The organism is Lacrimispora sinapis (assembly GCF_043633585.1).
Taxonomy (GTDB): Bacteria; Bacillota; Clostridia; order Lachnospirales; family Lachnospiraceae; genus Lacrimispora; species Lacrimispora sinapis.
The window spans coordinates 480,103-492,679 of record NZ_CP141832.1 but is presented as its reverse complement, the minus strand read 5'-3'; the positions used below and the strand labels follow the sequence as shown (position 1 = coordinate 492,679).

Here is a 12,577-nt window from a genome sequence, read left to right as displayed (position 1 = left end):
CCTGTGTCATCCTATCTTTCCAAAGTTCTCTTTGTTTACATCAAAATCAACCTTCAGCTTTACCGTGAATACCGTACCGGACAAATCACTGGTCACATCAATGCTGCCGCCGTGCATATCCACGATATTCTTCGCTATGGCAAGTCCCAGCCCGGTTCCTCCGGTATTGGTGGAACGGGACTGCTCCACACGGTAGAATTTATTGAAGATCAAAGGCAGTTCTTCTGAGGGAATCACATAGCCGTAATTGATGACGGAAACCGTTACCTGGTCTTCGTCTCCGTGAACCCTTACGAGAATCCGTTTCCCGTCGGCTCCGTACTTGATGGCATTGTTGATGAGATTGTCGAACAGACGCGCCAGAAGATTGCCATCTGCTGTAATGAACTGGACGGGGACATTGCTTTGAAGTTCATAAGAGAGATTTTTATCCACAAAGCTGGGATAAAATTCTTCCAGAAGCTGGCTCAGAAGCTTTACCACGTCCACCCTTGATACATGCATGGACATCTTTCCGTAGTTCAGCTTCGTAAATCCGAATAGATCTTCAATCAGCTTCTCCAGCCGCTTTGTCTTCACGTATACAATACCTATGTACTTTTTCTGAACCTCAGAATCCAGCTTTTTCTCCCCGGACAGCAGTTCCAGATATCCGGTGATGGAGGTCAAAGGAGTCCGTAAGTCATGGGCAATATTCGTAATTAATTCGTTCTTTGTCCGTTCCGCTTCCCTTTCTTTATCCATCAATTCCTTTAAGTCTCCCACCATCTTATTCAGACTGGCAGCCATAACGGAAAATTCATCATCCCCTTCGATCTCTACCGTAATGTTTAGATCACCCTCGGAAATGCTCTGCATGGCATCGGAAATCCTGGCGATGTAGCGCATGGACTTTTCCTGAAGGAGGAGAAAGGTGACGGTAAAAACACCGATTCCAAATACAACATAAATCAGGATCACAACCGCATCAAAGGTGGTCAGCATCTCCACGAATGCGTTGTCTCTCTGGGTATTGCGCATATAGGAGGCGATTAAGGAAATATTGGTCACAAGAAAGAGTTCGATCAATACCGTAACGACTGCACTGTAAAAAATATTGGCGACGACCCGGGTATGGAAACGGCGATTGATATCATTTTTCAATTTTGTATCCTACCCCCCAAACAGTGGTGATAATCTTATTCTGTCTGGTGTCTTCCTTCATCTTGCCTCTCAGACGCCTGATATGTACCATTACCGTGTTATTGGCTTCATAAACCTTTTCATTCCATACTTTTTCAAAAATCTCATCGGTACTGAACACTCTTCCCGGATTGGAAGCCAGCAGATAAAGGATGTCAAATTCAATGGGAGTAAGTTTTATCTCTTCTCCATAAACAGTCACCTTGTGATTGTCCTTGTTGATCGTCAGTCCACGGATTGCAATTTCATTCTTTGCCGCTTCATTGACCGAGCTGTTGGGATTTAACTGGGTATAACGGCGAAGCTGAGATTTTACACGGGCCGTCAGTTCCAGCGGATTGAATGGTTTTGTTACATAATCATCCGCTCCGGTTCCCAGCCCCAATATCTTGTCTAAGTCCGTTGACTTGGCGCTCAGCATGATGATTGGGATGTTATTGGTTTCCCTTATCTTCTTGCACATGGAGAGTCCATCCATGCCAGGCATCATGATGTCTAAAAGTACTAAGTGAATCGGATTCTTTTCCAGTATCTCAAGCCCTTCTTCCGCATGGTTCGCCTTGTATACTTTATATCCATCACTGACCAGATAAATTTCAACCAGATCTGCAATTTCCTTCTCATCATCCACAACCAGAATGCTTATCGTTTCGGACATGAAAAAATACCTCCCTTGTCGTTATGTAAGCGGCTCTTCCCTTTTTAAAAAGAAAAAGCCTGCATCCATTTTACCACAAGAAAGGTATCTTTGCCTTACTATTTTCTTACAAAAAACCTATAATAAGGTAATTCCCATCTGATTTTCCACTTAATTCTGGCTCTCTGTCGGAACGAATACCCGGCTGGCCTGGGGGTTTGATTTTTTAAGCTCGGCGTTTACCGAACGCTCTGCCTCTCTGCATAATTCTTCCTGGCTGTTTCTCTGGACCCGCCCCCTTTTATCCGGCTTTTCATAGGTTCCATCCGGCAGTAAAATATGAGCCTTAACATTATCCTCTAATTGAATTTTAAGGATATTTATGATTCGTTCCTTCAATGCTTCCTCTTCCACGGGGAACATGATCTCCACCCGCCGGTCCAGATTCCTGGGCATCCAGTCCGCACTTCCAAGATAGACTTCGGGACTGCCGTCATTTTCAAAATAAAAGATTCTGGCATGTTCCAGGAAATTCCCCACAATGGAATGGACGGAAATATTTTCGCTTAAACCGGGAACTCCCGCCTTTAAGCTGCAGATTCCCCGCACGATCAGCTGGATCTTCACACCGGAACAGGAAGCCTCATAAAGAGCCGCAATGATCTCCTTATCGCAGAGAGAATTCATCTTGGCGATGATGTGAGCCGGCTTTTCTGAGCGGGCATTTTTCATCTCCCGGCGGATCATCTTTAAGAATCTGGCTCTCAGCCAGATGGGGGCCATTACTAATTTATTCCAGTGAAGAGGTTCCGAGTAACCGGAAAGCATATTAAATACCGCGGTCGCGTCTTCTCCGATCTGGGGATTGCAGGTCATGAGACCGAAATCGGTATAGAGCTTTGCCGTAGAATCGTTGTAATTCCCGGTTCCCAAATGGACATACCGGCGGATTCCGTCTTCTTCCCTGCGGACCACCAGAGTAATCTTGCTGTGGGTTTTTAAGCCTACCAGACCGTAGATCACATGACAGCCCGCCTTTTCAAGCTTTTTGGCCCAGTTGATGTTATTCTCTTCGTCAAAACGGGCTTTCAATTCCACCAGAACCGAGACCTGCTTCCGGTTATCCGCGGCTTCCGCCAAAGCAGCTACAATGGGGGAGTTTCCACTGACCCGGTACAGGGTCTGCTTAATTGCCAGAACCTCCGGGTCCTTGGCCGCCTCCTTCACAAAATTTACCACAGGGTCAAAGGTCTCATAAGGGTGATGGAGCAGTATATCACCCTTTCGGATGTTGGTAAAAATATCATCCTCGTTCATCAGTCTTGGAACCTGCTGGGGCACATAAGGAACCTCTTTTAAATGGTCAAATCCTTCCAATCCGTACATCTTCATCAAAAATGTCAGATCCAGGGGACCGGGAATGGAAAAGATATCGCTGGAGCTGATGTTTAATTCCCGCTTCAGAATCTTAAGAAGCTGCTTATCCATTTTTTCTTCCACTTCCAGACGAATGGCTTCGCCCCACTGTCTCTTTTTCAGCTGCTTCTGGATCTCTTCCAATAAGTCTACCGCTTCTTCTTCATCAATGGTCAAATCAGCATTTCTCATGACCCGGAAGGGACTGGAGGTTATTACATTGTAATTTAAAAACAGACGTTCCATATTCCGCTCAATGATCTGTTCCAGCAATATAACCGCCTGCATTCCCTTTTCTTTTGACGGCAGCTTCACGATCCTCGGCAGAACGCTTGGCACCTGGACCATGGCAAATTCCAGTTCTTCCTCCCCGCTTTTTTTCTTCAAAAGCGCAGCAATATTTAAGGTTTTATTCCGTATGAGAGGAAATGGGCGGGAGGAATCCACAGCCATGGGAGTCAGGACCGGATAAACATCCCGCTCAAAATAGCGGTCCGCATAGCTTCCTTCTTCTTCACTTAAATCCTCGTGATTGATAATGACACGAAGCCCGTTCTGTTTTAAGGCAGGCAAAAGGGAACGGTTATAGGTGGAATACTGTACCGCTACCAGCTCATGGGTCTTCTCGCTGATTTTTTCCAGCTGATCCGAGGGTTTTAACCCTGCTATATCAGGTTTCGTATATTTTGCATGGACCATGTCTTTTAAAGAAGCGACACGGACCATATAAAATTCATCCAGATTGGAGGCAGTAATACTTAGGAATTTCAGCCGTTCAAACAGAGGTATGTTTTTGTCTCTCGCTTCACTGAGTACGCGGTAATTAAATTCGATCCAGCTCAGTTCCCGATTTACATAATTTTCAGGATTGTAATAAATCTCATTGATATCTGCCATTAGCTCAACCTCCTCTTCTGTTTTAAGACAGGTCTTATTCCAAAGATCTCTTCAAAGAAATCCGCCTTTTGCTGAAATGCCACAGATTCCAGGGTGATGTCGCCTTCATAGGAAGTAACAACCACAAGCTGGCGGTTCTTCACGCTCATGCGGCTGTCGGAAAGCTTTTGCTTATGGCTGCGGTCCATGGAGTTTGCCAGTCTTAAAATGGCAGTCAGTTTAGCCATCAATATGGTGATATCCTCTTTGGAGAGTTCTCCCTTTGTATTGCGGAACATCTCTTCATTCAGATGCATCCGGCTGTAATCGAATTCTACTCCGTTATACCGGACCACATTGGCAATGATCTCACGTTCCATGTGGGACAACCCAATGATTTCTGTGGACATAATGATATGATACGCAGACTCGCTTGGTTTTCTCATGGTAATAAATTTTCCGCAGGCATGAAGAATGGCGGAAATCTGCAGAAGAAGGCGTTCTCTCTTTCCCATGCCATGGTATTTTTTCATGCTGTCAAAAATATCCAGAACATATTTTTCCAGAATTGCCGTATGGGGCACATGACATTTATAGCGCTTTGCCATGTTTCTTGACGCTGCAAGAATGTCCTCGGAAAAATCATGATGGAATTTGACCGACTTACTCTCTTCTGCATATTCAGCGGCTATGCTGTCACACAGACGGATGCCGGGAATCCAGAACATCTCCGCACCGGTCAGTTCCAAAACCCGTTTATAGATGATGGCCGCCGGTACAAGAAGCTCTGCATATTCTGCATTGACTCCAAACCGCTCCTGGATCTGGTCACTGGACATCTTTAGAATCTTCTCGTAAAAAACGATGAATTCCTCGGCTGTGATCCACTCCACCGCCTTTCCTCCGTTGCTGCCCCTGGACAGATAGAGAATGCTCTCTCCGATTCCGATAAGATTTTTGATCTCCCGGTCTTTTAAATACACCTTCCGGAAGGTGTAAAGCTCATTATCTACCATCTCTTCGATCAGGGTGTTCTGCATCTTGGTGTTGACCTGCACAGCTCCCATCATCTCCCGGATTCTAAGTACTCCCAGCATCAGATTCTGAGTGGAAATGAGGGCATCCTTATCAAACAGGGATACCTGCATGCTCCCAAAGCCAACATCCACAATGGAAGTCCCCTTCTCAATGATCTTACTGAATTCTGCATCCTTTGAAGCAATGGCTTTATAACTGATAAAGCGCTGCTCCGAGTTGCTTATGATCTTAACTTCAATTCCGGTTCTTACCTTGATCTGGTCCAAAACGATCTGGTTGTTTTTTGCCTCCCGCAAAGCACTGGTGGCGTAAGCCCGGTATCCGATGACCTTATAAGACTGCATAATGTCCGCAAAATCTTTTATGACACTGCACATCTCCTCTACCAAATCATAACTGATTTTGCCGTTGTTATAAGTATCCCTCCCAAGGGCGATTACATGGCGGACATGATCGATCTTTCGTATTCCGCTTTTGACTGAAATTTCATATATGCCAAGTTCCAATTCAAATGATCCAACATCAATGGCAGCAAACAATTTGATTGCCATACTTGCCCTCCTTACCGCCCATTCTAAGGGCCGTTTTGCTACTATTTTACTCTATGTTTGTAAGTTCTGTGTTAAATCCAGGTAAAATATTCCATAATTCCCTATTTTTCTTCTTTCTTCCCCAAAATGTAAGTTAAAAACTGGCTTGCAGTCCTTCCAGACAGACCCCCATGCTGCAATTCCCAGATATTTGCCTTTGCATAAAGCTCCTCCAGCGGCATGGTTATCTGGTGCCTTGCGGCCAGTTCCTTTACAATATTTAAATACTCTGCTTTATCGGGAGAACCATAATAAATGGTCACGCCGAAGCGGGCAACCAGGGAAAGTTTTTCCTGGACGGTATCATTATTATGTAATTCATCATCCAATTCTCTTTTGTCGCTGAACTTTTCCCGGATCAAATGGCGGCGGTTTGAAGTGGCATAAATCAACACATTCCCAGGTTTTACTCCCAGGCCCCCTTCCATAATGGCTTTTAAATATTTATATTCCAGTTCCGAGTCCTCAAAAGACAGGTCATCCATATAGATGATGAATTTGTAATTCCGGTCTTTTATCTGCTCCTGGACCTTTAAAAGCATCTGAAACTGGTGCTTGTAAACCTCAATGATCCTTAATCCCCTGTCATAGTATTCATTTAAAATGGCCTTGATGCTGGAGGACTTCCCGGTTCCGCTGTCCCCGAATAACAGGACGTTATTGGCAGCCTTTCCATTCAAAAACGCCTCCGTATTTTCTATAAGCTTCTGCTTTTGGCGCTCATAACCGATGATATCGGATAAATCAATGGTTTCAATATTTGTAATCGGAAGGATTCTTGGATGGTTTTCTTCTCCCTCCACACGAAACGCCTTGTTAAGGCCAAATTTCCCTACCCCGAACCGGCGGTAAAATTCTGTGACCTCTGCCTTAAATACCTCCTCATCAGAAGCGCAGGAAAGTGCTTTTGCAAGTGCAAGAATCTGGTCCCGGATCCATGGATTATAAACACTGCTGCTCTCATCCGGTGCCTCGTAGTCTTTCAGCGAAGACCATATTCCGGACGCTCCCCTATCATCCAAGGTGCTGATATCGTAAGAAAAAAGTTCTTTGAAGATGGCAAAATCATGGGCTGCGAGCTGGTTTAATGTCCCTCTTACAGGCCCTACCACCTCACAGGAGGTGCTGTAGGCATTTTCATTGTCCGCCAGGCATAATGCCAAAAAACAATGCCATAGGTTTCCCGAAAACCCGTAAGAGGACGCCAGCTTAATCATCTGACCCGCACAGGCATGGGAATCCGGCATTGCTTCTGATTTTTCCTCCGGGGAACGTGTCAGCAGTTTCGCAATCTGGTCAAAGAGTTCCCGGTATTCTAAGTCGCGGTACAGTATCAATTCCTGAGATTTCATAATTTCCTCCCTGTGTAAAGTTTAAGTCCGGTCTGAATCAGACCGAACTTATGAAAAGCCCTTAATAATTTCCTAAAATCCTCATATTGCGGCCTTCCTCGGAAATTCCCTTTAAGGCATTCTGAACGGACGCATGGCTTAAATTCCCTTCAATATCAACAAAGAACCGGTATTCCCAGTTTCTTCCGGGAATGGGTCTGGATTCGATCATAAACATGTTGACTCCGTTGTAAATAAAATTGCTCAATATATTATAAAGGGAACCGCTCTTATGAGGCAGTTCAAAACTCAAACTTATTTTTTGTGCATCCTCCCGGTATACCGCTTCTTTGGTAAGGATGATAAAACGGGTGGTATTGTTTTTGTTATGGTTAATGGAAGAACTCAAAACCTTAAGGCCATAAAGCTCTCCGGCAATTTCACTGGCTACGGCGGCCTGGGAAGGATCTCCCTCTTCCAGGACCTTTTTGGCTGCCACCGCCGTATTCTCCACACTGATCTGCTTCCATTGCCTGTTGGCATTTAGAAACTCCGAGCACTGCATCAGGGCCTGTGGATGGGAAAATACGGTCCGTATATCTTCTGTCCTGGCATTAGGAAGTCCCAAAAGAGCATGGTTTACCGTTAAAAAGGTTTCAGCCGCGATGTAATTATGATATTTCATCAGAAGGTCATAATTGTCCGTCACCGCACCTGCGGAGGAATTTTCAATGGGAAGCACTGCATAGTCTGCTCTGCCTTCCTCCACTTCCTTCATGGCATCATCCCAGGTTGCCACATGGTAGAGACTGGCTTCCGGGCCGAAATACTTTAAGGCTGCGCCATGGCTGTAAGCACCTTCCACCCCCTGATACACAACCCTTGCTCCTGCAAGCGCAAGATTCTTTACGGGTTTAAAGGTATGTTCTGTCTGAAAACCAGATTCTGCCATCTGCTTGTACTGATAATTACGGCTGATGGTCATCATCTGGGTGAACAGTTCCTTTACCGCCTGCTTTAAGAATTCCCCTTCCACCATACCAGTGACCGCATCGATCTTCTGCTGTTCTCTTTCTCCGTCATAGACCGGCTTACCGGTGCCTATCTTATATTCGGCCACTTTTCTGCACAGCTCCATACGCGTTTCAAAGAGGGCAACCATCTCCCGGTCGATCCCGTCTAGCTGCTTTCTGATTTCCTGTAGGTCTAATGTCTTCATAGGTCTTCTTCCCTTTATCTGATTGTGTAATTACGTGTGGTTCTCATTCAGGCTTAGCTGTTCTCCCAGCATGGTCTTGATCTGACTTTCCGCATACGCTCCCGGAAATTTGCGGAACTCCGCTTCCAATTCCTTGGGATAAAATGGCTTGCCGAATTCAATGGTCACATGGGACGGCCGGATAAAAGGCAAATGCCTTTCAAAAACCTCCGCAGTCCCTGTCATGGCTACCGGAACTACGGGACATCCGCTTTTTTCTGCAATTTTAAGACTTCCTTCCTTAAAGGGAAGAAGGTCCAGAGGATTCTCATTCTTATTTCTGGTCCCTTCCGGAAAGATCCAGACGGAGACCCCGTTTTTCACCTGCTCGATGCCTGTAAGAATGGTTTTTAAGCCTTCCTTCAAATTCTTCCGATCCAAAAACAGGCAATTCACAAATTTCATCCAGGTGGAGAGCAGAGGAATCTTCTCCATCTCTTTTTTGGCCACAAATCCCATAAGACCGGGGACGGTAACGTAGCCCACCAGGATATCAAAATAACTTCTATGGTTTCCCACATAGAGAACGGCACGATCAGCCGGAATGTTCTCTTTTCCCTTTACCGTGATCTTCACACCGGCAAAGGACAGGATTACCCTGAAAATCCTTCTTACCACCGCAATGCTCTGTCTGTCCCGCAGATGGCGGTCTCTTTTCCCAGTCAGCCATTCAAAAATGAGGACCGGGATACTTAAAACCAAAAATAAAATGACTGTTGCTGCTACCAGTATAAAACGTATCATTGCTCTCGCCCTCCATTTTATCTATTATATAAAATGGCGACTTTAATTACAATACTACCTTCCTCTCTTTTTTGTAATTTGTTCAAACAACAGTCCGGTGGCAAACCACAACGGTGCAAAATCCAGGCGGATAAGCCCGTCGATGTTGGTGCTGCGTCCGGAGTAATCCCAGGGACACATTCCGGTGAGTGTGAGCAGCGATCCAAAAATATATTCTGCCACAAAAATAAGAACCATATAAAGGAATCCATGCCGGATGGCAAGTTCTCCCGGCCTTGGTGCAAGCCTTTGTCCGGGGCTCAGCCATTGGTCGATGAATTGTCCGATGGGACCAAGCAAGGCTCCGCAGCCATAGATGGGGAACATCAACAGAGAAGTCTGCCCCATCAGCCGCCAGTCATGACGCAAAATGGATTCCGTTGAGGTAAAAATAACCTCCAGGCACCAGCCTGTCACTCCGCATCTGCAGAAGTTCATGGGTAATTGTTTTAAATCAATTTGTGTTAGTGTCTTCATAACTTTCATTATGCGCCGGTTATGGAGAAATTATGTTGTGCGGTAAAGAATTCTATAAAAGAGGAGACAGCAGTCTGCTGCCCTGCTCCTTGATGCGGATGAAGATGCTCCGGTCCTCATAAATCTCAGGTGTAATCTCTTTGCATACCTCTAAATCCTTTAAAAACAGTTCTTCCAGCTTTTGTGTGGTTTCCTCATCATAAATCACTGCATTGACTTCAAAATTGAGCTCAAAGCTGCGGATATCCATGTTGGCGGTTCCATAGGAGCTGACCTTCCCATCTGTCATCACCCCTTTTGCATGAAGGAACCCATTTTCATAGGTGTAGCATCTGGCTCCAGCCGAAAGCAGATCCCCTACATAGGAATAAGACGCCCAGTAAACAAAGGGATGGTCCGGCTTACAAGGAATCATCAGCCTTACATCCACACCGGAACGGGCAGCTAACCGCAAAGTGGAAAGTACGGCATCATCCGGCACAAAATAAGGCGTCTGGATATAGATGTGATGCCTTGCCTTGGAAAACAACCGGAGGTAATTATCCCGGATCTGTCTGCTGCCTGCATCAGGCCCGCTGGCTATAATTTGAATTCCCAGCTTCTTTTCTTTTCTGGTTATGTCAACTACTCCCAAAGACTCCAGGCAGGTTCCGTCATCATTTTCACAGAAATATTTCATATGCTTGAACAGATTTTCTCCTGCGGCATAATTCCAGTCTAAAGCAAACCGGATCTGCAGGCTTAACACCGAACCTCCGGTTAATTTTAAATGCGTATCCCGCCAATACCCAAATTTGGCATCTTTTGAAATGTATTCCCTTCCAATGTTAAATCCGCCCACATATCCCACCCGGTTATCAATGACAACGATTTTTCTGTGGTTTCTGTAGTTTACACGAAGCTGGAGCCGCCCCATAATGGGCGGAAAAAAGATGCCTACCTTCACACCGTTTTCCTTTAACAGCTTCCACTTGGACTTGGGCATAAAACGCCCGCCCATACCGTCACAGAGAATCCGGACTTCCACCCCTGCCTTTGCCCTTTCGATCAGAATTGGAATTATGGAATCAAATAGTTCATCGTCTTTTATAATGTAATACTGTAAATGAATGAAGTGGACTGCCTTTGATAATTCATTTCTCAAATCCCGGAATTTGTCCTCTCCGTCCGTAAAAATCGTAACTTCATTATCGACCGTGAGGACGGAGCCTGAGGTTTCCAGATTATAGAGGACTAAATCGGCATAATCTCTGGATAAAGAGGAAACCAGGCTCATATCATTATTTCTTAAAAAATCCTCCTGGTTTTTTATGGAATAGCTCATCCGGTCTTCAATTTCTTTTACCCGGAACATCTTATTCTTCCGCATATCCTGACCCAGAAGGAGGTAAAACAATATTCCGAATACCGGAATAAAATACAAAGCCAGCAGCCAGGTCCAGACCGCTTTGGGGTCCCGCCGCTGAAAAAATACAATGATTATGGAAAGAACCAGATTGATATAGATCAGATGGTTCATTAACCAATTCCACAATTCCACGGTCTGTATCCAAATCGTATCCATGAATCTACCTCCTGTCTTTCTTTTTTACAAAAAGGGCCACCGCATAAGCGACGACCCTTTATTTTCCCCTTCAGGGAATGTCGTTATTTATATAAATTGATTTTTCTCACGATCATAGCGATAGTCAATGGAAGCCAGGGTGCGTGTAACTTCCTCTTCCTGAATCCCCAGACTTTTGCAGCATTCTTCCAGTGAAGGATAAAAATCTCTTAATTGTGTGTTCATATAACTTAATAATATCACCGGATCCTTTGGTACTTGAGTCATTGCTTTCTCTCCTGTTTCTTAATTATATATAATTTTAACATAGTTATCCATTATTTTCAACAAATGCCCTATACGAACGGAAAAAGAAATGCTACAATCAGGTTCAGAATCTTTCAAGAGGTGATTTTAAATGAAAAAAATACTAATGCTGGGCACAGGCGGAACCATCGCCTGCAAGAGGGGCGACTCCGGGTTAAAACCGCTTTTGACCTCCAACGAACTGCTTTCCTATGTCCCGGAGGCGAAAAACTTCTGCAGGGCAGACAGTCTGCAGGTATTAAATATTGACAGTACCAATATGCAGCCAAAGCACTGGCTCATCATAGCAAAGGCTATGGAAGACCATTATGATGAATACGATGGTTTCGTCATCTGTCATGGTACGGATACCATGGCATATACGGCCGCTGCCTTATCTTATCTCATTCAGAATTCACAAAAACCCATTGTCATAACCGGTGCACAAAAACCCATTGATATGGAAAATACGGACGCTCGTATAAATTTATTTGACAGTCTGCGCTTTGCCAGTGATGACCGGGCTCACGGTGTGACCATTGTTTTCGACGGAAAAGCCATCGCCGGCACCAGAGGGAAAAAGGTCCGCACCAAAAGCTATAACGCATTTTCAAGCATTAACTTTCCATATATTGCCACCATTCAGGATGGTCACGTAATATTTTACCTTGATGATAAAAAATCATACTCCGGAAAATTACAATTTTTCCACCATTTAAATCCGCATGTGTCTCTGATGAAGCTGATTCCTTCCATGGGGGCAGAGACACTTGATTATATGGCGGAACATTATGATGCGGTCATTATTGAATCCTTTGGAGTGGGTGGACTTCCCTCCTATGATACGGGAGACTTTTATAAAGCCATAGAAAAATGGGTCTCTCTTGGAAAAACCGTGGTCATGACCACCCAGGTCACCAATGAGGGCAGCAATATGTCAGTCTATGAAGTGGGACATACCATAAAAAAAGAATTTGGACTTTTAGAAGCTTATGATATGACACTGGAGGCTACGGTTACGAAACTGATGTGGATTCTTGGACAGACGAAGGATCAAAAAATGATTCGGGATCTGTTCTACCATACGATTAACCGGGATATTCTTTGGAGTGTTTAAGGAATTGACTTGAAGAATCTCGG

At 44.8% G+C, this 12,577-nt stretch carries 11 protein-coding genes; 1 reads left to right on the top strand and 10 read right to left on the bottom strand.

The window, feature by feature from the left end:
* Positions 1-6: 6 nt before the first annotated feature.
* The 10 genes from VIG27_RS02175 to VIG27_RS02130 all read right to left on the bottom strand — a co-directional run bounded on the left by VIG27_RS02175 (position 7) and on the right by VIG27_RS02130 (position 11,419).
* Positions 7-1,143, bottom strand: coding sequence for a sensor histidine kinase (locus VIG27_RS02175; protein WP_394524855.1), 1,137 nt, complete (start codon positions 1,141-1,143; stop codon positions 7-9).
* A complete protein-coding gene (locus tag VIG27_RS02170; protein ID WP_394524854.1) occupies positions 1,133-1,840 on the bottom strand; it encodes a response regulator transcription factor in 708 nt (235 codons plus the stop codon). Before VIG27_RS02170 ends, VIG27_RS02175 begins: the two co-directional genes overlap by 11 nt.
* Before the next feature lie 150 nt (positions 1,841-1,990).
* Positions 1,991-4,132 (bottom strand): RNA degradosome polyphosphate kinase, encoded by a 2,142-nt coding sequence (locus VIG27_RS02165; protein ID WP_394524853.1) that lies wholly within the window; start codon positions 4,130-4,132, stop codon positions 1,991-1,993.
* Positions 4,132-5,700 (bottom strand): exopolyphosphatase, encoded by a 1,569-nt coding sequence (locus VIG27_RS02160; RefSeq protein ID WP_394524852.1) that lies wholly within the window; start codon positions 5,698-5,700, stop codon positions 4,132-4,134. The genes VIG27_RS02165 and VIG27_RS02160 overlap by 1 nt, the downstream gene beginning before the upstream one ends.
* A 101-nt stretch (positions 5,701-5,801) precedes the next feature.
* The gene (locus VIG27_RS02155) at positions 5,802-7,091 is read right to left on the bottom strand and encodes an ATP-binding protein (protein ID WP_394524851.1); all 1,290 of its coding nucleotides are present in this window, start codon (positions 7,089-7,091) and stop codon (positions 5,802-5,804) included.
* Between the two features lie 61 nt (positions 7,092-7,152).
* Positions 7,153-8,289 (bottom strand): prephenate dehydratase, encoded by a 1,137-nt coding sequence (pheA, locus tag VIG27_RS02150; RefSeq protein ID WP_394524850.1) that lies wholly within the window; start codon positions 8,287-8,289, stop codon positions 7,153-7,155.
* Between the two features lie 30 nt (positions 8,290-8,319).
* Positions 8,320-9,072, bottom strand: coding sequence for a lysophospholipid acyltransferase family protein (locus VIG27_RS02145; protein WP_394524849.1), 753 nt, complete (start codon positions 9,070-9,072; stop codon positions 8,320-8,322).
* 54 nt (positions 9,073-9,126) lie between these two features.
* A complete protein-coding gene (locus VIG27_RS02140) occupies positions 9,127-9,597 on the bottom strand; it encodes a putative ABC transporter permease (protein WP_394524848.1) in 471 nt (156 codons plus the stop codon).
* A gap of 43 nt (positions 9,598-9,640) precedes the next feature.
* Positions 9,641-11,152 (bottom strand): cardiolipin synthase, encoded by a 1,512-nt coding sequence (gene cls / locus VIG27_RS02135; RefSeq protein WP_394524847.1) that lies wholly within the window; start codon positions 11,150-11,152, stop codon positions 9,641-9,643.
* Positions 11,153-11,239: 87 nt separating this feature from the next.
* Positions 11,240-11,419 (bottom strand): DUF4250 domain-containing protein, encoded by a 180-nt coding sequence (locus VIG27_RS02130; protein ID WP_394524846.1) that lies wholly within the window; start codon positions 11,417-11,419, stop codon positions 11,240-11,242.
* Positions 11,420-11,549: 130 nt separating this feature from the next.
* Here VIG27_RS02130 and VIG27_RS02125 point away from each other — a divergent pair, with 130 nt between their 5' ends.
* Positions 11,550-12,554 carry an asparaginase gene (locus tag VIG27_RS02125; protein ID WP_394524845.1) on the top strand — a complete coding sequence of 335 codons (1,005 nt, stop codon included), beginning with the start codon at positions 11,550-11,552 and terminating at the stop codon, positions 12,552-12,554.
* Positions 12,555-12,577 lie beyond the last annotated feature (23 nt).